We start from the raw sequence: 23,402 nt of genomic DNA, 5'->3' as shown, positions 1-23,402 counted from the left end.
CGCGGCCGAGGCGCCCAGGATACTATGGCGTATGGAGTATGCGCAGCCGTGCCGAACCCGCCGGTGCGCGGCGCCGTTCAGTCGAGCAGGCCGTGGCGGACCGCGTAGCGCACCAGTTCGGCGGTATTGCGCATGCCCAGCTTGTTGAGCACGCGGAAGCGGTGGTTCTCGGCGGTCTTGACGCTGATCTGCAGCACCCGCGCGATCTCCTTGGTGGTGCGGCCCTCCACGATCAGGTGGAACACCTCGCGTTCGCGCGCGGTCAGGCTGCGGTAGGGATCGGGCGGCAGTGCCTGCGGCTGCTGCATCTGCGCGACCAGTGCCTGCGCGGCCTGCGGCGAGAAGTGGCCGCGGCCGGCGTGCAGGTTGCGCACCGCGGCGATCAGGTCGGCGCTGGCGCTGTCCTTGAGCAGATAGCCGGAGGCGCCGGCGCGCACCGCGTGCAGCACGTATTCGTGTTCCTCGTGCATGGTCAGCACCAGGATCCGCGCCAGCGGCACGGTCTCGCACAGCCGCCGGACCACGTCGATGCCGTTGAGCCGCGGCATCGAGATGTCCACGATCGCCACATCCGGGCTGGTCGCCTCGGCCTTGGCCAGCGCCTCGATGCCGTCGGCGGCCTGCGCCACCACCTGGATGCCGTCGATCGCGTCGAGCACGGCGACCAGGCTTTCGCGCACCAGGGTGTGGTCGTCGGCAATGAGGACCCGGATCGGCGCGCTCATGCCGGTGCGCTCCAATCGCGCCGACAGGCGGGATCTCGCGGCGCGTGCAGCGCCGCGCGGGTGTCGGGGCGGGGCAGGGCGATCACGTTCAATCGGCCTCCAGCGGGACCCGGATCTGCACGCAGCAACCCTCGCCCGGGGACGATTGCAGGCGCAGGCTGCCGCCGCTCAGGCGCAGGCGTTCGCGCAGGCCGCTCAGGCCGCTGCCGCCGGCCACCAGCGCCTGCTGCGGGTCGCAGCCGCGGCCGTCGTCGAGCACCTGCAGATGCGCCCAGCCGTCGCGGGCCACCAGCCGCAGCAGCACCGACTGCGCGCCGGCGTGCTTGAGCGCATTGGTCAGCGCTTCCTGCGCGCTGCGGAACAGCAGGGTCTGCAGCGCTTCGTCCAGCGTCGGCAGCGGGCCGATCTCGACGCTGACCGGAGTAGCGCCGGCGGCGGACTGGCTGCGGCCCAGCCAGCCCAGGGCGGCTTCCAGTCCCAGATCGTCGAGGATCGGCGGGCGCAGCAAGCGCGACATCTGCCGGGTGTCTTCCAGCGCCTGCGTGCACAACTGGATGGCGTCCTCCAGCGGCGCGCGCAACGCGGCGTCGGCCGCGCCGAGCGCCGCGCCCAGTTGCGCCAGCCGATGCTTGAGCACGGTGAGGTTCTGGCCGACGCCGTCGTGCAGCTCGCGGGCCAGGCGCCGGCGCTCGTCCTCCTGGACCTTGACCACGGCGCGGCCGAGGCGGCGGAACTCGCGCTCGTTGGCCTCCAGTCGCTGCAGCAGCAGGCGGTAGCGTTCCGCGGCGGTCGTGGCGGCGTCGTTCATGGCGTGGTCTGTGCGCGCGCGACAGCGGAACCGTCGGTGGCCTGCGCCGCGGCGCGGCGGGCACGTTGCGCGGCGGCGTGGTCGCCGAGCGCGTCCAGGCGCTGCGCGGCCTGCGTGTGCAGGGCGGCGGCGAACAGCGGGCTGCCGCGCAGCAGCAGGGTCTGCACCTGCGCATAGCGCGCCGCGACCTGGTCGGCCGCGCCGTAGCGCAGCGCCTGCTGCAGATAGCGCAGGCGCAGCCCGGCATTGCCCAGGCGGGCGACGTCGGTTTCCAGCGCGGCCAGGGCAGGTTCGTCGTGCGCCGCCTGCACCTGCACCTGCAGTTGCAGCAGGCGGGTGCCGCTGGCGCGCGCCAGCGCCTCGGCCTGGCGCAGCGCGGCGGCGGCCGCGGTGTCATCGCCGTCGCGTTCGGCCAGTTGCGCCTGCAGCAGCGCCGCACTCGCGCGCTGTTCGCTGGACACCGAGGCGGGCGCTTGCCGCTGCACCTGCTGCAGCGCCAGCCGCGCTTGCGCCGAGTCACCCAACGCCAGCCACACCTGCGCGCGCAGCAGGGCGATGTCGGTCTGCCCGCGCTGGTCGCGGCTCTGCTGGAACAGCCGTTGCGCCTGGTCCAGTTGGGTGAGTGCCGCCGCGCGCTGGCCTTGCCAGAACGCCAGTTCGGCCAGGTTGCGCCGGCTCACCGCCACTTCCTCGAGCATCTGGTGGCGCTCGGCCTCGCGCAGCGCTTGACTCAGCAGGGTCTGCGCCTGCGTCCAGTGGCCGCGTGCGGTGGCCAGCAGGCCGAGGTTCTGCGCGGTGCGCACGCGGCCGGTGGCGTCGTTGAGGTCGGCATAGGCGCGCGCGGCCTGTTCCCAGAACGCCTGCGCGCTGTCCAGGTCGCCCAACTGGAAATGCGCGAAGCCGATGTTGTTGAGCGTCTCGGCGACGCCGTGCGCATCGCCGATCGCGCGCCAGGCGGTCAGCGCGCCGCGGAACGCCTGCAGCGCCTGCGGGTAGTCGCCGCGCTCCTCGGCCAGCAGGCCGAGTTCGTTGGCGGCGGCGGCCTGGCCGTCACGGTCGCCGAGTTCGACGTACAGCGCCTGCGCCTGCTGCAGTTTCTGTTCGGCCTCGGCGAAGGCGCCGCCGATGCTCAGCGTGCCGGCCAGGTTGCGCAGGCTGGTGGCGACGCCGCGGCGATTGCCGACCTGGCGGCGCAGTTCCACCGCGCGCAGGTACTGCGCCTGTGCCTGCTGGGCCAGGCCGAGCCGGCCGTAGCCCACGCCCATTGCGTTCACCGTCTCCGCTTCGCCATAGAGGTCGCGGCCGCGGCGGAACAGCAGTTGCGCGCGCAGCAGGTCGTCGTCCACCGCGGTGGCGGCGTTGCCGCTGAGGATCGCCAGCTTGCCCAGCGCCAGCCACAGCCGCGGGTCGTCGGGATCGCGCTGCGCCAGCGCGCGCAGGCGATCGCGTGCCGCGTCCAGGTGGCCGGCCTGCGCCTGGATGCGCGCGACCTGCAGCTGCACCTCGCTGTCGTCGGGCCGGGCCGTGGCCAACGCCTGCCAGGCGCGGTCGGCAGCGGCGAGATCGTCTTCGGCTTCCAGGCGCAGCGCCGCCAGCAGGGCCAGGGTGCGCGGCCGCGCCGGCGCCGCGGGCGCGCGCGCATCCAGCGCCTCGCGCGCCTTCTGTTCTTCGCCGATGGCTTGCGCCGCGACCACCTCGGCCAGGCGCAACGGCGCGGACTGCGGCGCCTGCGCGCTGGCCTCGGCCAACTGCTGCAGTGCCTGCGCGCTGTCGTCGTGCTGCTGCGCTGCCAGGCCGCGCGCATACGCCTGCAGCGCGGCGGGTGGGGGCAGGTCGTCGGGCAGGGTGGCGCCTTCGCCGAGCAGCGCCCTGGACGCGATCGGCAACCAGGCGGCGTAGGCCGCGGCCGGATCGGCGGCGGTCGGTCCGTCGATGTGTTGCGCCGCGCCGCTGGCCGGGTGCAGCAGCGCCTGCAGGCGCCAGCCGGCGCCCTGGTGTTGCAGACTCGGCTGCAGCACGCGCTGCGCCGAAGCGAGCCGGCGCAGCGCCGCCACGTCCAGCGGCGCCTGGCCGGTGGGGTCGTACTGGCGCAACGCTTGCCGGGTGCGCGCGTCATCGACCACGGTCAGCGTTTCGCCGAGGCTGCCGCGCAGCCAGGTGCCGAGCGCCAGGCGTTGCTCGGCGCTGCCCGGGTCGCCGGCCAGTGGCAGGACCAGCAGGCGCGGCAGCGGTTGCGTGGCGACCACCGGCGGCGGGACGCTGGCGCGTTGCGCCTGCCACTGCCAGGCACCCACGCCAAGCAGGGCAACACCGGCGAGCGTCGCGGCCAGGCCCAGGCCGAGCCGGCGCCAGCGCCGCCGATCGCGCGGCAGCTGCCGGCGCTCGATCGCCACGATGACTTCGCCGGCGTGCTGCAAGCGGTCGCGCGGCTGCGGGCGCAACAGCCGCTGCAGCAGCCGCACCAGCCAGCCCGGCACGTCCGCGCGCAGCCGGTCCACCGGCGGCGGCTCGCGCAGCATGCGCTGGGCCAGCGTCTCGGACAGGGTGCCGCCGGCGAACGGCACCTGCCCGGCGAGCATTTCGTAGAGGATCAGGCCCAGTGCGTAGAGGTCGCTGCGCGGGTCGAGCGCGTCGCCGCGCGCCTGTTCCGGCGACAGGTAGGCGGGCGTGCCGATGACGTTGCCCAGGGTCGCGCCGAGACCGCTGCTGGCCATCGAGCAGGCCACGCCGAAGTCGCTGATCAGCGCATCGCCGCCCCGCTGCAGCAGGATGTTGGCCGGCTTGAGGTCGCGGTGCACGACGCCGCGCGCATGCGCCGCCTGCAGACCGCGGGCGATGTCGCCGGCAATGCACAAGGCGGTGTCGACGTCCAGCCGTTCCTCGCGCTGCAGCCGCGCCTCCAGCGACTCGCCGTCCACGTAGTCCATGCTGATCAGCCAGCGCCCGGCGTGTTCGGCCAGATCGTGGATCCGCACCACGTGCGGGCTGGACACCTGCCGCGCCAGCAGCAGTTCCTGGCGGAAGCGGGCGAACGCCTGCGGCCGCTGCGCCAGTTCCGGGCGCAGCAGCTTGACCGCGACATCGATGCCCAGCGCCTGGTCGTGGGCCAGGTACACCAGGCCCATGCCGCCGATGCCGAGCAAACGCTCGATGCGGAAGCGGCCGGCCAGCACGTCGCCCGGGGTCAGGCTCTCCTGCGCGTACAGGCCGGTGGCGGTGGCCGCGTCGCTCATGCCGGCCCAGGCCCCTGTTCCGCCCCGGTGTCGCGCAGCGCCTGGCGTGCGGCGATCCACAGCGCGGCGCGCTCGCAGAAGGCTTCGAGCAATTGCATGTCCAGCGCACCGATGGCGCTGCCGGCGCGGCGGCTGTCGGCATAGATCGCGCCGAGCACGCGGGCGCCGTCGCGCAGCGGCAGGCACAGCAGGGTGCGCAGGCCGGCGGCGCAGACCGAGGCGCGCTCGGCCAGCCACGGCACGCCGCCGACGTCGTGGGCCACGGTGGCCTGGCCGTCGCGCAGGGCGCGGTGCAGGGCGCCCTCGCTGCCGGGGAGGCTGTGCTGCAGCGGCAGCGGCCCGATCCCGTGGCTGGCCGCGACGCGCTGGCCGTGCGCCTCGGCCAGGACCAGCAGGCCGCGTTCGGCCTGGGCCAGTTCGACCACCGCGTCCAGGCTGGCGCCGAGCAGATCGTCGAGTCCGCCGATCTGGGCGAGCCCTTGGGTGAGGGCGGTGGCGCGATCGCAGCGGGCGCGCTGGCGGCGTTCGGCCAGTTCCGCATCGGCCGGGCTGAGCGGGGCGAACTCGGCGTAGATGTCGCCAAAGCGCAGCCAGGTCGCGGTCTCCAGCGCGATCGGCGCGGCCACGCGCACGCCATCGCGGAAGCTGCCGTTCTTGCTGCCCAGGTCGTGCAACTGCCAGTGGCCGTCGGCCTGCGGCTGCAGTTGCGCGTGCCAGCGCGACACCGAAGGGTGTTCCAGCGCCAGCGCGTTGTCGGCCGCGCGGCCGATCGCCAGGGTCTGCCCGGCGGCGAGCAGCAGCGTCGGTGCCGGCGCGTCGGGCAGGTAGGCAGTCAGGCGCGCGGGCATCGCGGCGTGTCCTCCGTCGCCGTGCGTGCGACCGGTCCCGCAGCGCTCAAGGCGCGTAGAGACGTTGGTAGTCGATGGAGAAGCGCAGCGTCGCGGCGCCGGCCAGCAGCTCGCCGGCGGGGTTGCCTGCGCTCATCCCGGCGTTCCAGGTTTGCGCGATGCCATGGCCGGCGCGTGACGACACCTGCTCGCGGAACCCGTCCAGCGCGACCGTGGCGGCGGTGTAGTCGGCATTGGCCAGGGCGCTCTGTACGCTGTTCAGCATCGCGGCCAGCGGCGCCGCCTCATTGGCGGGCAGCTGCGCCACCAGCGCCTGCAGCCGGCTCAGCTTGGCGGCCACCACGTTGGCGGTCGGGCGCAGGTCGTGGAGCACGATGAACTGCGAGAAGCCGCCGGTGGTGCCGCGGGCGCGGACGCTGCCGGGGGCGATCTCGTCGGTGATGTCGCGGAAATTGCCGCCCTCCGGGGCCTTGAACAGGCGCAGGGTGCTGTCGGCGGTATAGGCCAGCGCATGCGTGTGCAGCTCCACATGCACGACGCGCCGGAAGGTCAGGCCGCCGCTCGGTGGCGGTGTCACCGTGATCAGCAGCGGCAACTGCGACGGCACCTGGCCGGTTTGCGTGCTGGGCAGCCGCGGCAGCAAGGCCGTGACCTGGGCCGGGGTCAGCAGTTCCGCGCTCAGACCGAGGCTGGCCGGGCTGAGGTCGCTGGCGTTGTCGAACTCCAGCGTCAGTTCCGCGAGCGGATGCGGGCCGGCGCCGATTGCCGCCGTCGCCACATTGCCGCTCACGTCCACCTGCACCGGCAGCGGTTGCGCGGCGAGCCCGCCGGACGCCGCGACGGCGCAGAACAGCAGGCAAACCCTTGCGAACATCGTGTGCATCTGAAACCCCCTGTTGCATGTGCCGGCACCGCGCACCGCGCCTGCGTTCCGCCCGGCACCGCGGCGCGCGGCAGCGGCCTTCGTCCCGATCATACCGATCCGTACGGGCGATGCACGCGGCCCTGGGTGTTTCCACCCACGCGCGCTAGGGGCGATCCCGGATAGGCGCCACCGCGCGGCCGCGTCAGGCTGCAGTCACCCGCCCGTCCCGGGCCCACCAACCGGAGATTCCAGATGCCTATCCGTCGTCCCGCACTCGCCATCGGCATTTGCGCCGTTCTCGCCAGCGGCGTCTTCGCTGGCGGCAAGGCCGAAGCCGCCGCGCATCTGGACAGCCTGCTGGAGTCCAAGCTGGCCAGCACGCCGCTGACCGACGAGCTGCAGATCGTCATCACCTACAAGCAGTCCAAGCCGGTCTCGGCGGCGCAGCTGACCGTGTTGCACGACCTGGGCATCACCCGCGGCGTCAGCATGCAGACCCTGCCGATCGCCGGTGCGCTGGCCACGCCGGAGGAGATCCTGGCGCTGGCCGAGCGCGACGACGTCGCCTCGATCTACTACAACGCCCCGCTGCGCTACTTCAACCAGGACGCGCGCCAGGCCACCGGGGTCGACCGCGCGCAGAGCAATCCGGGCGACTTCGGCCGCACCGTGCCGTACACCGGCCGCGGCGTCGGCGTGCTGATCAACGACTCGGGCATCGACGCCACCCACCGCGACCTGGCCTATGGCGACCGCGTGGTGCAGAACGTGCTGGCCAACACCAACCTGCACAATCTGAATTCGATGCTGCCGGTCACCTACCTGGAGGGCGTGCCGAACACCGACGCCGGTTCCGGCCATGGCACCCATTGCGCCGGCACGGTCGGCGGCAGCGGCGCGCAGTCCGGCGGCAAGTACCGCGGCGTGGCGACCGGCGCCAGCCTGTTCGGCTACGGTTCCAGCGGCGTGCTGCTGGTGCTGGATGCGGTGGGCGGCCTGGACTACGCGGCCTCGCACCAGAACAGCTTCAAGGATCCGATCCGCGTCGTCAGCAACTCCTGGGGCACCTCCGGCAAGTTCGATCCGGCCGACCCGGTCAACGTCGCCACCTACGAGCTGTACAAGCGCGGCATCGTCAGCGTGTTCGCCGCCGGCAACGACGGTCCCAAGGAGGACACCCACAACCCGTACGCACAGGCACCGTGGGTGATCTCGGTCGCCGCCGGCAATGTCGACGGCACGCTGGCCGACTTCTCCTCGCGCGGCAAGGCCGGCGAGCGCGATACCTTCACGACCGCCGACGGCAAGAGCTGGACCCACATCAACCAGCCCAGCATCACCGCGCCGGGCGTGGACATCATCTCCACCCGCGCCTCCACCGGCCTGTTGCCGCCGCTGGCCGCGCAGAAGGACGAAAAGCTGATCGCGCCGGCACAGCTGCCGTTCTACACCACCATGAGCGGCACCTCGATGGCCACGCCGCATGTGGCCGGTGTGGTGGCGCTGGTGCTGGAGGCCAATCCGAACCTGACCCCGGACCAGGTCAAGGACCTGATCGAGCGCACCGCCACGCCGATGGCGGGACGTGCGTCCTGGGAAGTGGGCGCCGGCTATCTCAACGCCTACTCGGCGCTGCGCGAGGCAAGCAAGAAGTAACCGGGCCGGGCGGACGCCGACGTCCGCTCGATCCCCGCAGGCGCAGCCTCGGTGGCGGCGCTTGCGTTGCAGTCGGGACGCCCTCGTTCGCTGGCGTCGTCCCGCTCCGCCCGCATGACTGGCGTCGTCGACGCCTCCGCGGCTGCCTTCGAGCACGCTGTCGCCGTTCGGCAGCGCACTCGGTCGGCCTCCGCGGCCCCCCGTGCTGGGGCGTGCGGGGTTCCATCGCCCCGGAATGGCGTCCGGGATCGGTGGGCCCCGCACGTCCCGCATTTTTTTGTGTCGGCAGCTTCGCGCCGCATGCGTCGGCCGTTCCCCTACTGCCGGTTCCCGTCTTTCCTGCAGGTCGATACCCGTCTGCAGCGACGCAGTCCGGGCCGTCTGGTTCGGCGCGTGCTGGCGGTCCCATGCCACCCGCACTCCAGTCTCGATCGCACGAGGTGCCGGCCCGAACTGCCGGTAATCCGTCGTCGCTCCACACCTGGTCGTCGGACATGCCTGGCTGAGTGTTTCCACCCGGCCGGCCTGGGTGCGATACCGGATTGGCCGCGCATCGGTGCGCCCGGCACGCTGCGCTGACCGCCCGCCACGGGCTTCGACGATCCGGAGATTCCGCAATGTCCATTCGCCGTCCCGTTCTTGCCGTCGGTATCTGCGCCGTCCTTGCCGGCGGTGTGTTCGCCGGCGGCGACGCCCTGGCCGCCGCGCATCTCGACCAGGTGCTGGAAGCCAAGCTCGCCGCTGCGCCGGCCGGCGACGCACTGCAGATCGTGATCACCTACGATCAGTCCGGGCCGGTCTCGGCCTCGCAACTCACCGCGCTGCATGCGCTGGGCATCACCCGCGGGATCACCATGCGCACGCTGCCGATCGCCGGCGCGCTGGCCACGCCGGCCGAGATCCGCGCGCTGGCGCAGCGCGACGACGTCGCCTCGATCTACTACAACGCACCGCTGCGCTATTTCAACAAGGAAGCGCGCGAGCTGACCGGCGTGGACCGCGCGCAAGGCAATCCCGGCGACTTCGGTCGCGCGCTGCCGTACAGCGGCCGCGGCGTCGGGGTGATGATCAACGACTCCGGCATCGATGCCACCCACCGCGATCTCGCCTACGGCACCCGCGTCGTGCAGAACGTGCTGGGCACCACCAACCTGGCCAACGTCGATGCGATGCTGCCGATCACCTATGCGGAGGGCGTGCCCAACACCGACCTCGGCTCCGGCCATGGCACGCACTGCGCCGGCACGGTCGGCGGCACCGGCGCGCAGTCCAACGGCGCCTATCGCGGCGTGGCGACCGGCGCCAGTCTGGTCGGCTACGGATCCGGCGCGGTGCTGCTGATCCTGGATGCGGTCGGCGGCCTCGACTATGCGGCCACGCATCAGTTCAGCTTCAAGGATCCGATCCGCGTCACCAGCAATTCCTGGGGCTCCTCCGGCAAGTTCGATCCGCAGAATCCGGTCAACGTCGCTACCTACGAGCTGTACAAGCGCGGCATCGTCAGCGTGTTCGCCGCCGGCAACGACGGCCCCAACGAGGACACCCACAATCCTTACGCGCAGGCGCCGTGGGTGATCTCGGTGGCCGCGGGCGAGAAGGACGGCACGCTGGCCGACTTCTCCTCGCGCGGCAAGCGCGGCGAGAGCGGCAGCTTCACCATGGCCGACGGCAAGACCTGGACCTATCTCAACGAGCCGACGATCACCGCGCCCGGCGTGGATATCGTCTCCACCCGCGATTCCACCGGCGCGCTGCCGCCGTTGGCCGCGGACAAGGACAGCAAGCTGATCGCCCCGGCGCAACTGCCGTTCTACACCACCATGAGCGGTACCTCGATGGCCACCCCGCACGTGGCCGGCATCGTCGCGCTGCTGCTGGAGGCCAACCCGGACCTGACCCCGGACCAGGTCAAGGACCTGCTCGAACGCACCGCCACCAACATCCCCGGGCGCACGTACTGGGAGGCTGGCGCGGGCTACGTGAATGCCTACGCCGCGCTGTTGGACGCGAGCAAGAAGCGCAGCGGCTTCGGCAAGACCGTCAATGCGCTGCATCCGTTCAACAGCAATGCGCTGGTGCTGCCCGGCGGCAGCCAGCCGTTCGAGGTGGCCTTCTCGCCGGTGGGGACGCCGCAGACGCAGGCGTTCACCGTCGGCAAGGACGTCGCCTGGGTCAGCGCCAGGGCCACCATCGACGCCAACACCCAGGCACTGGTGCTGACCGATCCGGACGGCGTCAGCCACGGCTCGCCGGTGGCGCTGCCGTTGCTGGGCAGCACGGTCAGTGTCGGTGCGCCGGGCAAGCCGGGCACCTGGACCATCAGTGTGCGCGGCATCGGCTCGATCAGCGGCGTGCCGGTCGCGCCCAAGGGCAGCAACGGCATCGCGGCGCCGGGCACGGTGCGCGGTACCCTGGATTTCCTGCGCAGCGGCGGCTACACCGGCCTCAACGACGTCGCCAGCGGCGATCGCGATCGCGGCGCGGTGGAGTACGCGGTCGCCAACCGTCTGATCGACGGTTATGCCGATGGCTTGTTCCGCCCGCAGAATCCGCTCAAGCGTGCCGAGTTGGCGCGTTACCTGGTGATGGGCGCCGGCGTGCGCCAGGCACTGCCGGCCACGCCCAGCTTCAGCGGGCTCGGCCGCAACGATCCGGCCTATCCGTTCGCCGAGGCGGCCGTGGGCAAGGGCGGGGTGCTGCGCGACCTGCAGCAGAACCAGGCGGCGGTGATGGGACTGGTCGCCGGCGATTTCCGTCCCAACGACGCCGTCAGCAAGCTGCAGCTGGCGTATTCGCTGGTGCAGGCGCTGGGCCTGCAGACGCAGGCGCTGGCCTTCGACGACACGCTGGCGGTGAGCTACAACAACCAGCGCCTGCCGATCGAGGACGTGGCGGCGATCCCGAGCAACCTGCGTGGCTATGTGCAGTTGGCGCTGGATGCCGGCATCCTCAACGCGCGCTTCGCGGTGACCCAGGGACCGCAGGATCTGTCGCCGACCCTGCATGCGTACTTCGATCCGGGCAGCACGGTGTCGCGCAGCGGCTATGCGGTGATCGCCGGGCGCTTCCTCGGCGTCAATCGGCAGGCCAAGGACTGAGGGTTGCGGTGACCACGGCGCCAGCATGCGCGCAGGTGCAAGGCCTGCGCCGTGGTGATTCCGGCGGCAGGCGTCTGGTTCCGCCATGAGCGCCTCCCTGGCAACGCGTTGTTGCCGCGGCTCGGCAGGAGCTGTCCATGCAACGTGTAGGAGCGGCTTAAGCCGTGACGCGGTTCAGCAGGAACGCGCGTCGCGGCTGAAGCCGCTCCTACAAATGGTGTTTCGTCGTTGCTGGAGCCCCGAAAGCCGCTCCCATATGTGAGCCTCCCTGGTCGCTAGGGGCCCCATAGGCGCGGCATCAGTTTTTCCGCGGATGCACGCTCACCGTTGCGGTCATGCCGGCCGCGAGCAGGGTGCCCTGCGGCACGCTGGCCGGATCGATGCGGATGCGCACCGGCACGCGCTGCGCCAGGCGGATCCAGTTGAAGGTGGGGCTGACGTCGGCCAGCAGCGAGGTGCCGGTCGGATTGTCGCTGTCGGAGATGCCGCGGGCGATGCCCTCGACCTGGCCGTGCAGCATCAGGCCGCCGCTCATCAGGCGGATGTCGGCGCGGTCGCCGACGTGGACCCGCGGCAGCTTGGTTTCCTCGAAATAGCCGTAGACCCACATCGCATCGTCGCGGACCAGCGCCAGGCGCGCACTGCCGGCCTGGGCGTAGTCGCCCACGCGCACTTCCAGATTGGTGATGTAGCCGTCGGCGGTGGCGCGGACCTGGGTGCGCTGCAGATCCAGCTCGGCCAGGTCGAGCGCGGCCTGCGCCTGTTCCACCGATGCCACCGCCTGCGCCTGCGCCGCGGTGGCCTGGCCGCGCAGCGCCGCGCTGCGGTGCACGTCGGCCTGTGCCGAACGCGCGGTCGCTTCGGCGTCCGAGCGCGCCTCGGCGGAGATGACCGCGGCGGCGCGCGCGCGCCGTTCGGCCTGGGCGCGGCGCATCTGGAATTCCGCCTCGCTGGCCGCCTGGGTGGCGGCCGCCGCCGACAGGCTGGCGCCGGCCGCACGCGCCTGCGCCTGCGCGACCGCAAGGTTGGCGCGGGCCTTTTCCAGGGCCAGCTCGTAGCGCTTGCGGTCCACGCTGAACAGCAGGTCGCCGCGCTTGACGTGCTGGTTGTCGCGCACGGCGACCGCATCGACCAGGCCGGACACGTCCGGCGCGATGCGCACCACTTCCGCGCGCACGCGGCCGTCGCGGGTCCAGGGCGAGAGCATGTAGTGGCGCCACAGCGCATGCGCCAGCAGGGCAGCGACCAGCACCACGAGGGCGGTCAGGGCGAAACGGATCAGGGCAGGGGTCTTCATGGCGGGACTCACGGAAGAAGGAGCAGGCCGAGCGCGGCGAATGCGCCGACGTAGATGGCCAGACGGAACAGGGAGGGATGCCAGGCATAGCGGTACAGGCCGGCGCGGCCGGCGACCGCGTCCAGCGCCCAGGCCACCAGCAGCAGGGCCAGGCCCAGCACCAGCAGGCCGGGCACGTACACCCCGGCGATCGAGAGTTCAGCGGGCAACAGCATCGTCGGCTCCTGGGATGGCGGTGGTCGGCGCAGGCGTATCGGCCAGCGCGGCGAGAACGGAATCGGCGTCGAGCAGCGCGCCGCGCAGCAGCAACAGGTGCTCGCGGGTGGGCTTCCAGCGCAGCGGTACCGCGCCCTCCACCTGGCTGGCGGCCAGCGCTGCCTCCACACGCTGCAAGGCGTGTCGGTGCCGTTGCGGGCTGGGGTCGAGATACAGGTCGGCCAGCGCCTGCACGACGGCCTCCACCGCGGTGGCCAAGACCGGCGGCAGCGTGCCTTCGGCCGCATCGCGGCGCAGTTCGACCAGGGTGCGCCCGGTTTCGTGCACCGACAGCGCCCAGCCGAGCAGGTCGCGCAGTTCGTCGCTGCCCGGCGGGGTGTGCGCGAAGATCTGCTGGAACAGGTCGCGGTTGACGCTCTCCAGTTGCAGCGCCAGCCCCGGCAGCGGCGCACGCGCGGCCAGCGTGGTCTGCCGCCGCAGCCGCTCCAGCAGGCGCCGGCGCTGCCAGCGGGTGCCGATCACCGGCGGCACGAATACGAACGTCGCGCTCACCGCCAGCGTCCCCAGCAGCAGCGGCACCACGCTGTTGAAGGTGGCCGCGGCATTGAAGCTCGGCGTCGGCTGGACCGCCAGGATCGAAACGAAGGCCAGGTTGGCGCCGGTGGCGAAGCCATACAGCGCCGGTTTCGAGGCCAGGTACAGGGTCACCAGCAGGAACGGCAGGGTGCCGGCGACGAACAGCACATAGCCGTCCATCTGCGGCAGCACCAGCAACTGGCAGATCACGCCGAGCACGATGCCGAACACGAACCCCTTGAACAGCGAGCGCGCGGCAGCGGGCGCGTTGGCGCTGGACGACAGGATCGCGCTCAGCGCCACTGCCTGGAACACCGCGGTGGCGCCGCTGATCCAGCCGGCCTGGATCCACAGCCAGCACATCGTCGCCACCAGCAACGCGCTGCGCAGCGCGGTCAGTGCGGCTGCGGCGTAGTCGTTGCCGCGCACGAACACCGCGGTGTCGCCGCGGTCCTGCGGCGTGCGCCACTGCTGCGGCGCGACCAGGGTCGCCTCGGTGGCCACGTAGTCGTGCAGGTCGGCGAAGAACCGCTGCAGCAACGAAACGCCGGTGTCGAATCCCTCGTGCCGTGCCGCCGGCAGGACCACGCGTGCCTCGGCCGCACGCGTCGCCAGCGCATCGCGGCACGCCGCCAGCTTGCGCGCGGTCGCGGCCGCGCCCTCGCGTCCGCCGCGGTCGCTGAGTGCGGCCTTCAGCGGCCGATACAGGCCGATCAGCGCCTCGGCCACCTCGGCATCGCCGCTGCGCAACAGCCGGTTGACGTAGTGATGCAGCGCCTGGAAGCTGGTCGACACCGCCATGAAGCGCTGGTTGAGCAGGCGCAGGCGGCCGCTGCGCACCCGTGCCTCCGGATCCTCGAACACCACCGAACTGCGCAGGTCCTCGATGGTCACCGCGTCGCGCACGAAGCGCAGGTGCGCCTGCTCCATCGCTTCGCGCGGCAACTGGCCGCCGGTGGCGTCGCGGACGAAGTCCAGGAAGCCGTCGGACGCGCGGCGCACGGTGTCGCGCAGGGTCTGGCGCAGCCGGCTGGGAAACACCACGTCGCTGACGATGCCGGTCACCAGCAGGCCCAGCACCACCTCGGTCACCCGCGCCACCACCAGGTTGAACACGTTCTGCGGCTGGTTCACCGCCGGCAGCGCGATCAGCGCCACCGTGTAGCCGGACAGCACGAAGGCATAGGCCTTGAAGTTGCGGTACAGCAGCGCGCCGCCGGTGCAGGCGCCGATCCACAGCGACAGTGCCAGCACGAACAACACCGGCTCCTGCGGGAACAGCGCCACCATCGTCAGCGCGGCGACGCTGCCGATCAGCGTGCCCAGCACCCGGTAGAAGCCCTTGGCGAAGACCATGCCGGTCTGCCGGTGCATCACCACCACCACGGTGATCATCGCGGTCATCGGCGAGGCCAGGTCCAGGCGCAGCGCGATCCAGCCGGCCAGATAGATCGACAGCAGCGTGCGCAGCACGAACAGCCAGGCCTCGCCTTCGCCGCGCAGGGCGTCGGCCAGCAGGGTGCGCAGGCCTGGCGCTGCCTCGGCAGCGGCGGCGGCGTTGGGTTGCTGCGCGCTCATGCGGCGTCCTCGACCCCGCGCAGCAGGGTCTTCAGCAGCGCCTGCAACTGCGCCAGCGCCGCCGGATCCAGGTGCCGCACATACGTGTCGAGCTGGGCGGAGAGGTCGGGGATCAGTGCCTCGATCAGGCGCTCGCCGGCCTCGGTCAGGCGCAGCAGCAGCATGCGCCGATCCTCGGCACTGGGCATGCGCTGGATCAGGCCCTTGTCGACCAGCTGACTGGTCAGACGGGTGATGTTGGCCGACTTCTCGCCCGCCGCGTCGCTCAGCTGGGACGGGTTCAAGGTTCCGTCGGGGCTGGCGTCGATCATCATCAGCACGTTGTATTCGGCATAGCTCAGGCCATAGGGCCGCAACACCTCGTTGCTCTGGTCCAGGCTGAGCTTGTGCAGCAGCTTGATCAGCCGCAGGACCAGCGCGGCTTGCCGCGGGAAGTGCGGATGCTTGCGGGCGGTCACGTCCAGGCGCTGCTCGGTGGCGGCGAAGCGGCTCATGCGCGGCTCGATAATTTGTACATGTGTAAATAATACATTTATGTATTAATTTTACGGTAACGCCGGCTGAACGCGGCCCGCTGGAGGAGGTGTGCCTCAGAAAAAACGCGCGGACAGGCCTGCGCCGAGGGCGCAGTGCGTTAGCGTGCCGGGCGGCAGGTCGAGGCAGCGCTTGTGTCCGGTGAAGCGCAGGTCGACGCGCAGGCACCTTCCGCGCCCCGGAAGCCGGGACGTCGCGTTCGAGGGAGCGGGGGCAGGTGGCGCCTCAGCGCCACCGCCGGGTCAACGCAGCACGCCGTCCAGGCCGGGCGCGGGCGAGAGCATGTTGCGGGTGTCGATCTCGAAGCTGCGCGGCTTCTTGTCTTCCGGCGTCGCGGCGATGCTGCCCTTCAGGGTGTACTCCAGGCTGCGGCGGCCGGCCAGGGCGTCGGCGACGGCCATGCGTGCGCTCGAACTGGGCTTCAGCGCGACGCTCACCACGTCCGCCGTCTCCGGGCCGATCGAAATGCCGGGCGCGGCCTGCAGGCTGCCGGCCGCTTCGCCGCCCACACCCAGGTCCAGGCGCAGGGTGTCGTAGCGCATTGGGATGCTGCTGTAGTTCTGCAGGCGCAGGTCTACCTTCCAACTGCCGTCCATGTTGACCGTCAGTTGCTGCACGCTGGCGGCCGGGTCGGACACACGCCGCACGATGCCGTCGCTGCAGGCGCCGAGCAATGCGGTGCACAACACGAGCAAGCCGAGGCGGAGCGGGTGACGCATGGGCGGAATCCACGGAAAGGAAGACCGGCGAAGACTACACCACACCCCTGTCTGCCGTGGTGGCGCAGCGATGGCGAGCCTCCCCGGATTGCGTGGGCTGCGGAAGCTGGCGGCATGCCGGCGGTCGCCGGCGCGACGCGACGCGACGCGACACGACACAGCGCAAGGTGGACAGCTAACACGCTCTGCATGCGCCTTCGCTTGGTGTCGTGCGCTTCCGCCACTGGAATGGCAAGCCCGCCCAACGTAGCTGCGCGATGGCGTCGTCTGCGGCGTTCCACCTGCCGTCAGCCCTCAATCCGGTATGCGGACTGCCTGTGGGCCCGCCGTTACCCCGTTCCGTTATGCCATCAGCCTCCGTTCCTCCTCCTCCAATCGTCCTTAGCGCAACCCACCAGATCATCCGACGAGGCTGCCCCGCACGTGCCTGCGGACGTTCAGGTATGGCGGAATAACCGCGGCTGGTCTGGCGTCCAGGCGGTGTCCTCGGCGATCCGGCCAGCGGCCATCACCAAGGCGTCCCTGCCGTGCGCCGGCCGGATGCCGAGGACGTGTCCAGCATCGCGCCCCCTCGGATCGGACGCAGTCGGGGCAGGCCGCGGCGGTCGGTAGGAAAATTCTGCAACATTGCGCTTGCCCAATCCCGATCATCTCGCTATGATGCGCGTCCTCGCACCGGTCCTGCCGCGTTGCGCAGTGGCCGAGTAGCTCAGTTGGTAGAGCAGGGGATTGAAAATCCCCGTGTCGGCGGTTCGATTCCGTCCTCGGCCACCACTCTTTCAGGGCTTGCAGCAATGCAGGCCCTTTTCTTTTGCTGCAAGGTTTTGCGGCATCTGCGGGCCTTGGCGGCGTGTTGTGCTGCCTTGGTCGCTACCCTCGAACGTGCCGTACGGCGTCGCCAGTCGGCGTCCTGGCCGATCTCCTGCGCTATGCAGATTTCCGCATGCGCGAGGCCTGTTGCGACTGTTCTTTGCCCTGATCGGGTGTGAAGAAGGCGTGTCCACGTTCGTAGACAACTGCACCCAGTTCACGGTTTTTCGGGATCTTCCGCTCAATCAATGGTGCTGCCTGTCGTAATCATAGGCACGGGCAATCGGGGGAACCTGCCAATGACCAGCGGATTCGGACGGATATGTGGCGGCGTGGCCTTGCTGTTGGCCATGGCCGGCAACGCCGTGGCAGCCCCTCCGGACCGGACCGAGCACGCAGGCGAGCAGGGCGGTGGTCCCGGTGCCGATGCGCCCTACATCGAGCAGGTCGGCTCCGAGTGCGTGATGGTCAATACCTATCTGCAGCGACGCGACGGGGTGGTCGAGCGCGTGGTGCTGCGCGAGCCGGTGCAGTGCGCCAGCCGGCCGGACCAGCGCTCCATGGCCGATCTGAGCAACTGACCGCCGCGCCATGACGGCCGGCGTCCCGCGCCGCGCTTTACATCGCTGCGCCGCTCCTGCATAAGCTGCTGCTTCCCGTCCATCGGAACCTGCGCATGCGCCTTTCGCCGATCGCGCTGCTGTTGCTGGCGTGCCTGTTGTGCCTCGCACCGCCGCTGCGCGCCGCGCAGCCGGTGACCTCGGTCGCCGCGTTCGATCTCGGCCGTTATGCCGGGCATTGGCACGAGATCGCGCATCTGCCGGTCTCCTTCCAGAAGAAATGCGTCGGCGACGTCACCGCGGCCTATGTGCTGCGCGACGATGGTCAGGTGGGCGTGCGCAACGCCTGCCGCACCGCCAGCGGCGACACGCTGGCGGCCGATGGCGTGGCCCGGCGGGTCGAGGGCCATCCCGGGCGGCTGCAGGTGCGCTTCGCGCCGGATTGGCTGGCCTGGCTGCCGATGGTGTGGGCCGACTACTGGGTGATCGCGCTCGACCCGGATTATCAATGGGCGCTGATCGGCGAACCTGGGCGCAAGTACCTGTGGGTGCTGTCGCGCTCGCCGCGCATGCAGCGCAGCGTGTTCGAGGGCATCAAGGCCAAGGCGGTGGCGATGGGGTACGACCTCGACCCGCTGCTGGTGGTCGCGCCGCTGGACTGAGTGGGCGCTGCCGGCGCGTCGTTGCGGGCGGATCGGTGCCACATGGGCCACAGGCGCTGAAGACCGGGCCATCGCTGGGGCTTTGCCGCGCGCTGTACGCCAGCGTGGGGCAGTGACTTGCAGTTCGCTGTGGCCGGCTGCTTCCGCCGGCGGTGGCCGTTGCCCTGGAAGATGCGCATTGGCGCCTGCTGTCTGGCGGGGCATCGTGCATGTCGGGGAAGCGCGACGCGGGCCACGGTGTGTGGCGGACGCTGCAACCGCTCGGCGTCAGCCGGGAAATGCCGTCAGGGCCGCGGCCAGCAGGTCTGCGCTGTCGCCGTCGCGCAGCGCCTGCAGGGCGTTGCGGCCATCGGCCAGACGCACCTCCCGCAGCCATTGCGACAGCGTCGCCAGATCGCTGCCGCAGCCGTTCCAGGCCACGCAGATGGTGTCACCGACATTGTGCAGGTCGGCCTGGTTCAGATGCTCCAGGGTGCCGTCATGCGCCAGCCAGGCGAGTGCGCGTTGCGCATCCTCCGGTGCGCCATAGGCGGCGCCGTCGATCAGCGACAGCAGGTCGCTGCTGTCGGCGCGCCGCTCGGCCCGGCGCCGTTCGGCGCGACGCATGCCCTGCAGGATCGCCTTGATCCTTCCTTCGTGAATGCTGTCGGTCATGGGCGGCGAGGCGATGCGGCTGGAAGGGTCACTCTGCGCGCTCGGCAAGCAGTTGCAGTTCGCCGTCGGCCAGGCGTGCGCGCAGCCGATCGCCGGGGGCGACCTGAGCGGCCGAGCGCACCACGCTGCCGTCGTCGACGCGGGTCAGGATGCTGTAGCCGCGCGCCACGGTCGCCAGCGGGCTGACCGTCTCCAGTGCACGCGCCAGCGCACGCAGGCGCTGTGCATCGGCCTGCAGTTGCCGCACCATCGCCGCCTGCGGACGTCGGCCCAGTGCCAGCAGGCGCACCCGCAGCATCGCCAGCCGCCGTTGCGGCTGCGCGGCGCGCAGCACCGCGGCGGCATGGCGCAACTGGGCATGCCGGCGTTCCTGCTGCTGCCGCCACACCGCCGCCAGCCGTCGTCCGATCTCGTGCTGGCGGCGCTGCAGCAACTGCAGGCGCACTTGCGGGCTCTGCGCCTGCAGGCGCAGCAGGGCGCGGTCGGCGCGTTGCTGCGCTTGCCGCAGCCGGTGCTGCTGCCAGCGCAGCAGCGCGGCATGTTGGGAATGCAGGCGCGCGCCAAGATCGCGCTGGTCGGGGACCAGCAATTCGGCGGCGACCGATGGAGTGGGGGCGCGCAGGTCGGCGGCGAAATCGGCCAGGGTCACGTCGGTCTCGTGGCCGACGGCCGACACCACCGGGGTGACTGCCGCGGCGATGGTGCGTGCCAGGTGTTCGTCGTTGAACGCCCACAGGTCCTCCAGTGAGCCGCCGCCGCGGGTCAGCAGGATCGCGTCGTAGCGGCCGCTGGCGTCGGCCTGGCGCAGCAAGGCGGCGATCTGCGCCGCGGCGCTGTCGCCCTGGACCAGGCTCGGCAGGATGTCCACCTGCAGCAGCGGCATGCGCCGGCCGAGCACGCTCAACACGTCGCGCACGGCGGCGCCGCTGGGCGAGGTGATGACCGCCAGGCGCCGCACGAAGCCGGGCAGGGCGCGCTTGCGCTCGCTGGCGAACAGGCCTTCGGCGGCGAGCCGGGCCTTGAGTTCCTCGAACGCTCGGCGCAACGCGCCTTCGCCGGCTTCCTCCAGGTGATCCAGCACCAACTGGTAGTCGCCGCGCGCTTCGTACAGGGTCAGGCGCCCGCGCGCCAGTACGCGCAGGCCTTCGCGCGGCACGAACCGCAGCCATTGGCTCTTGGGCTTGAACATCGCGCAGCGCACCTGCGCGCGCGCATCCTTCAGGGTGAAGTAGAGGTGGCCGGACGAGGGGCGGGTGACGTTGCCCAGTTCGCCTTCCACCCAGGCCAGCGGGAAGGCGCTCTCCAGCAGGTCGCGGGCCAGCGTGTTGAGCTGGCTGGGGCTGAGGATCTGGTCGGCGCGATCGGACATGCGGGCAGTGCAGGGCGTACGGGCGCCTATCCTCGCACGTCCGCTTTCGGCGCCGGTGATGCCGCCGCTGCCACGTCGGTCGGTGCTTGTGCATGCCGGGCCAGCGCCCACTGCACGTGCTCGCGCACCAGCGGCGAGGGATGCTGTGCGCGCGCGCCGAGCGCAGCCAGTACCTGCGGTGTGGTCGGCGCATTGCCCAGCGCCACCGCGAGATTGCGCAGCCAGCGTTCGTGGCCGCTGCGGCGGATCGCGCTGCCTTCGGTGCGGCGCAGGAACTCGTCTTCCTCCCAGGCGAACAGCTGCGCCAGCGTGGCCTTGTCCAGGTCGTTGCGCGCACGGAAGTCCGGTTCGTCGCTGCGTTTGGCGAACTTGTTCCAGGGGCAGATCAGTTGGCAATCGTCGCAGCCGAAGATGCGGTTGCCGATCGCCGGGCGCAGGTCCTCGGGAATCGCGCCGTCGTGCTCGATGGTCAGGTAGGCGATGCAGCGGCGCGCATCGAGCCGGTACGGCGCGACGATCGCCTGGGTCGGGCAGACGTCGATGCAGCGCGTGCAGGTGCCGCAGTGGGCGCTGGCCGGCGGATCGATCGGCAGCGGCAGATCGACGTAGATCTCGCCGAGGAAGAACCAGGAACCGCCGTTGCGGTCGATCAGGCAGGTGTGCTTGCCGATCCAGCCCAGGCCGGCGTCGCGCGCCAGGGCGCGTTCGAGCACCGGTGCCGAATCGACGAACACGCGGTGGCCGAACGGGCCGATCTCGTCCTGGATGCGCTCGGCCAGCTTCTGCAGGCGGTTGCGCATCAGCTTGTGGTAGTCGCGGCCCAGTGCATAGCGCGCGACATAGGCGCGCTCGCCGTCGCGCAGCGTGTCCCAGGCCGAGTCGTCGTCGTTGCGGCCGTAGTCCAGGCCCACCGAGATCACCCGCAAGGTGCCGGGGATGAGTTCGGCCGGGCGGGAACGCTTGTCGCCATGCTGGGCCATCCAGTGCATCGTCCCGTACAGACCCTGTTCCAGCCAATCGCGCAGATGCGCCTCGTCCTGTTGCAGTTCGATCCCGGCGATGCCGCAGCGCTGGAAGCCGAACGTGCGCGCCAGCGCGCGGATGCGTGCGGCCGCGGCGTGGGGATCGGCGATGTCGAGGCGGGCGGACATCGCGCAAGTATAGAATCCCGTGCATGTACGACTGCTTCGATCTCTACGCCACCGCGGCCGCGCGCCGCATCGATGCGCAGGCCACGGCGCTGCTCGGCGGCGACGGCTACACCTTGATGCAGCGTGCCGGCCAGGCGGCCTGGCAGACGCTGCTGCAGCGCTGGCCGCAGGCGCAGCGCATCCTGGTGGCGTGCGGCAGCGGCAACAACGGCGGCGATGGCTACGTGCTGGCGCGGCTGGCGCACCGCGCCGGGCGCCAGGTGCGCGTGCTGCAGTTGCCCGGACGTGGCCCGCAATCGCCGCTGGCGCAGCGTGCCTGCACCGACTACATCGGCGTCGGCGGTCGCATCGAGGAGTTCGACGCGGCACTGGCGCCGGCCGACGTGGTGGTCGATGCGCTGCTCGGCATCGGCCTCAATCGCGCGCCGGATGCCGAACTGGCGGCACTGCTGGGCGCACTGGGCGGGCTTGGCACGCCGGTGCTGGCGCTGGACGTGCCAAGCGGCGTGGATGCCGAGACCGGCAGCGTGCCCGGCGCGGTGTTGTCGGCGTCATTGACGTTGCAGTTCATCGTCGCCCACGCCGGCTTGCATACCGGTGCGGCCCTGAGCCATGTCGGCGAGCGCGCGCTGGCGACGCTGGAGGTGCCGCCCGCCGCGTTCGCCGACTGTGCGCCGCGCGCGCAGGCCTGGGCCGTCGGCGCCTTGCGCCGCCACCTGGCGCCGCGCCGACAGGACAGCCACAAAGGCGATTCCGGGCATGTGCTGTGCGTCGGCGGCAATCTCGGCAGCGGCGGTGCGGTGATGCTCAGTGCCGAATCGGCCCTGCGCAGCGGCGCTGGCCTGGTCAGCGTGGCGACCCGCAGCGCGCACGTGGCGCCGCTGCTGGCGCGCTGCCCGGAGGCGATGGCGCATGCGGTCGACGAAGCGGCGGCGTTGGCGCCATCGCTGCGCAAGGCCAGCGTGGTTGCGCTCGGTCCCGGGCTGGGCCAGGACGCCTGGGCGCAGGCGCTGTGGCAAACGGTCCTGGCCGATGAGGATCGCGCGCTGGTGCTGGATGCCGACGCATTGAATCTGCTCGCACAGGCGCCGCGCGCGGTGCCGCAGGCGGTGCTGACCCCACATCCGGGCGAGGCCGGGCGCCTGCTCGGCCTCGCGACCGCCGAGGTGCAGCGCGATCGCTTTGCGGCCGCCGCGGCATTGGCCGAGCGCTACCAGGCCGCGGTGGTGCTGAAGGGGGCCGGCAGCCTGGTCGCCGCGCCTGGGCAAACGCCGCGGGTGATCGCCGCCGGCAATCCCGGCATGGCGGTCGGCGGCATGGGCGATCTGTTGACCGGGGTGATCGCCGCGCTGCGCGCACAAGGCCTGCCGGCGTTCGAGGCGGCCAGCGTCGGCGCCCTGCTGCATGCCGGTGCCGGCGACCACGCGGCCGCTGCGGGCCAGCGCGGGCTGCTGCCCACCGATCTGTTGCCGGCGCTGCGACGCCTGTCCAATCCGGAATCCACCCCATGAGCCTCACCTTGTTCCTGCCCGACAGCGAGGCCACCGAACGCCTCGGCCGCGCGTTGGCCGCGACCCGCCCGGCGCAGGCCGCGGTGCATCTGCACGGGGATCTGGGTGCCGGCAAATCCACCCTGGCACGGGCGCTGCTGCGCGCGCTCGGGGTGCAGGGCGCAATTCGCAGCCCCACCTACACCCTGGTGGAGCGATACCCGCTGGCCGATGGCGAGGCCTGGCACCTGGATCTGTATCGCATCGGCGCGGCGGGCGAGCTGGATTTCCTCGGGCTGGACGAGGGTGGGGCCACGCTGTGGCTGGTGGAATGGCCGGAGCGCGGCGGCGACGTGCTGGCGCCCGCCGATCTGGACGTGCGCCTGGCGGTGCACGGCGACGGGCGTCGTGTCGCCCTGCAGGCGCGCACCGAGGTGGGCACCGCCTGGCTGGCGCAACTGGCCCAGCAGGCCGACTTGCAGGGACTTTTTGCCGGCTGACGCTAGAAAGTGAAGGCAGGTTATGGATTATTAAGGGAAAACCGCTTGCCTTT

Annotated in this window: 19 protein-coding genes and 1 tRNA gene; 7 read left to right on the top strand and 13 right to left on the bottom strand. The window is 71.3% G+C overall.

Going from position 1 to position 23,402, the window contains the following annotated elements:
- Nucleotides 1-77: 77 nt before the first annotated feature.
- From PIQ37_RS01610 to PIQ37_RS01590, 5 genes are all read right to left on the bottom strand, one after another.
- The gene (locus tag PIQ37_RS01610) at nt 78-725 is read right to left on the bottom strand and encodes a response regulator (RefSeq protein WP_017911263.1); all 648 of its coding nucleotides are present in this window, start codon (nt 723-725) and stop codon (nt 78-80) included.
- An 88-nt stretch (nt 726-813) separates the two neighbouring features.
- On the bottom strand, nt 814-1,533 hold the full coding sequence (locus tag PIQ37_RS01605; RefSeq protein ID WP_048489945.1) for a sensor histidine kinase: 720 nt from the start codon (nt 1,531-1,533) through the stop codon (nt 814-816).
- Nucleotides 1,530-4,766 carry a protein kinase domain-containing protein gene (locus PIQ37_RS01600; protein WP_342072107.1) on the bottom strand — a complete coding sequence of 1,079 codons (3,237 nt, stop codon included), beginning with the start codon at nt 4,764-4,766 and terminating at the stop codon, nt 1,530-1,532. Before PIQ37_RS01600 ends, PIQ37_RS01605 begins: the two co-directional genes overlap by 4 nt.
- The gene (locus PIQ37_RS01595) at nt 4,763-5,614 is read right to left on the bottom strand and encodes an FHA domain-containing protein (protein ID WP_342072106.1); all 852 of its coding nucleotides are present in this window, start codon (nt 5,612-5,614) and stop codon (nt 4,763-4,765) included. Before PIQ37_RS01595 ends, PIQ37_RS01600 begins: the two co-directional genes overlap by 4 nt.
- A gap of 46 nt (nt 5,615-5,660) precedes the next feature.
- Complete coding sequence (locus PIQ37_RS01590) at nt 5,661-6,488, bottom strand: DUF6689 family protein (protein WP_342072105.1); 828 nt, start codon at nt 6,486-6,488, stop codon at nt 5,661-5,663.
- A 243-nt stretch (nt 6,489-6,731) separates the two neighbouring features.
- Between PIQ37_RS01590 and PIQ37_RS01585 the strand changes: the two genes are divergently transcribed.
- Nucleotides 6,732-8,135 carry a S8 family serine peptidase gene (locus PIQ37_RS01585; RefSeq protein WP_342072104.1) on the top strand — a complete coding sequence of 468 codons (1,404 nt, stop codon included), beginning with the start codon at nt 6,732-6,734 and terminating at the stop codon, nt 8,133-8,135.
- A gap of 617 nt (nt 8,136-8,752) precedes the next feature.
- The gene (locus PIQ37_RS01580) at nt 8,753-11,233 is read left to right on the top strand and encodes a S8 family serine peptidase (protein ID WP_342072103.1); all 2,481 of its coding nucleotides are present in this window, start codon (nt 8,753-8,755) and stop codon (nt 11,231-11,233) included.
- Nucleotides 11,234-11,531: 298 nt separating this feature from the next.
- Here PIQ37_RS01580 and PIQ37_RS01575 read toward each other — a convergent pair whose 3' ends face one another.
- From PIQ37_RS01575 to PIQ37_RS01555, 5 genes are all read right to left on the bottom strand, one after another.
- Complete coding sequence (locus PIQ37_RS01575; protein WP_342072102.1) at nt 11,532-12,530, bottom strand: HlyD family secretion protein; 999 nt, start codon at nt 12,528-12,530, stop codon at nt 11,532-11,534.
- 8 nt (nt 12,531-12,538) lie between these two features.
- On the bottom strand, nt 12,539-12,745 hold the full coding sequence (locus PIQ37_RS01570; protein WP_017916033.1) for a DUF1656 domain-containing protein: 207 nt from the start codon (nt 12,743-12,745) through the stop codon (nt 12,539-12,541).
- Nucleotides 12,729-14,900, bottom strand: coding sequence for an FUSC family protein (locus PIQ37_RS01565; RefSeq protein WP_342072101.1), 2,172 nt, complete (start codon nt 14,898-14,900; stop codon nt 12,729-12,731). Before PIQ37_RS01565 ends, PIQ37_RS01570 begins: the two co-directional genes overlap by 17 nt.
- The gene (locus tag PIQ37_RS01560) at nt 14,897-15,394 is read right to left on the bottom strand and encodes a MarR family winged helix-turn-helix transcriptional regulator (RefSeq protein ID WP_342072100.1); all 498 of its coding nucleotides are present in this window, start codon (nt 15,392-15,394) and stop codon (nt 14,897-14,899) included. The genes PIQ37_RS01565 and PIQ37_RS01560 overlap by 4 nt, the downstream gene beginning before the upstream one ends.
- Before the next feature lie 282 nt (nt 15,395-15,676).
- A complete protein-coding gene (locus tag PIQ37_RS01555) occupies nt 15,677-16,153 on the bottom strand; it encodes an NDR1/HIN1-like protein (protein ID WP_017909054.1) in 477 nt (158 codons plus the stop codon).
- 698 nt (nt 16,154-16,851) lie between these two features.
- Between PIQ37_RS01555 and PIQ37_RS01550 the strand changes: the two genes are divergently transcribed.
- From PIQ37_RS01550 to PIQ37_RS01540, 3 genes are all read left to right on the top strand, one after another.
- Nucleotides 16,852-16,927 (top strand) — tRNA-Phe (locus PIQ37_RS01550).
- Between the two features lie 368 nt (nt 16,928-17,295).
- Nucleotides 17,296-17,544 (top strand): hypothetical protein, encoded by a 249-nt coding sequence (locus PIQ37_RS01545; RefSeq protein WP_342072099.1) that lies wholly within the window; start codon nt 17,296-17,298, stop codon nt 17,542-17,544.
- Between the two features lie 95 nt (nt 17,545-17,639).
- Nucleotides 17,640-18,185 carry a lipocalin family protein gene (locus PIQ37_RS01540; protein ID WP_342072098.1) on the top strand — a complete coding sequence of 182 codons (546 nt, stop codon included), beginning with the start codon at nt 17,640-17,642 and terminating at the stop codon, nt 18,183-18,185.
- Between the two features lie 267 nt (nt 18,186-18,452).
- Here PIQ37_RS01540 and PIQ37_RS01535 read toward each other — a convergent pair whose 3' ends face one another.
- The 3 genes from PIQ37_RS01535 to queG are packed head-to-tail and all read right to left on the bottom strand — an operon-like array spanning nt 18,453 to nt 21,359.
- Nucleotides 18,453-18,839 carry a hypothetical protein gene (locus tag PIQ37_RS01535; RefSeq protein ID WP_342072097.1) on the bottom strand — a complete coding sequence of 129 codons (387 nt, stop codon included), beginning with the start codon at nt 18,837-18,839 and terminating at the stop codon, nt 18,453-18,455.
- 28 nt (nt 18,840-18,867) lie between these two features.
- Entirely contained in the window at nt 18,868-20,208 is a 1,341-nt protein-coding gene (xseA, locus tag PIQ37_RS01530) for an exodeoxyribonuclease VII large subunit (RefSeq protein WP_342072096.1), read from the bottom strand.
- Nucleotides 20,209-20,234: 26 nt separating this feature from the next.
- Nucleotides 20,235-21,359: a tRNA epoxyqueuosine(34) reductase QueG gene (queG, locus tag PIQ37_RS01525; RefSeq protein WP_342072095.1), complete on the bottom strand. Its 1,125-nt coding sequence runs from the start codon at nt 21,357-21,359 to the stop codon at nt 20,235-20,237.
- A gap of 23 nt (nt 21,360-21,382) precedes the next feature.
- Between queG and PIQ37_RS01520 the strand changes: the two genes are divergently transcribed.
- Nucleotides 21,383-22,870, top strand: a complete 1,488-nt coding sequence (locus PIQ37_RS01520) for an NAD(P)H-hydrate dehydratase (protein WP_342072094.1) — start codon at nt 21,383-21,385, stop codon at nt 22,868-22,870.
- On the top strand, nt 22,867-23,349 hold the full coding sequence (gene tsaE, locus PIQ37_RS01515; protein ID WP_342072093.1) for a tRNA (adenosine(37)-N6)-threonylcarbamoyltransferase complex ATPase subunit type 1 TsaE: 483 nt from the start codon (nt 22,867-22,869) through the stop codon (nt 23,347-23,349). Before PIQ37_RS01520 ends, tsaE begins: the two co-directional genes overlap by 4 nt.
- The last annotated feature ends 53 nt before the right edge of the window (nt 23,350-23,402 follow it).

This window comes from Xanthomonas protegens (genome assembly GCF_038442435.1).
GTDB lineage: Bacteria > Pseudomonadota > Gammaproteobacteria > Xanthomonadales > Xanthomonadaceae > Xanthomonas_A > Xanthomonas_A sontii.
This window is presented reverse-complemented; position numbering and strand designations above follow the sequence as displayed.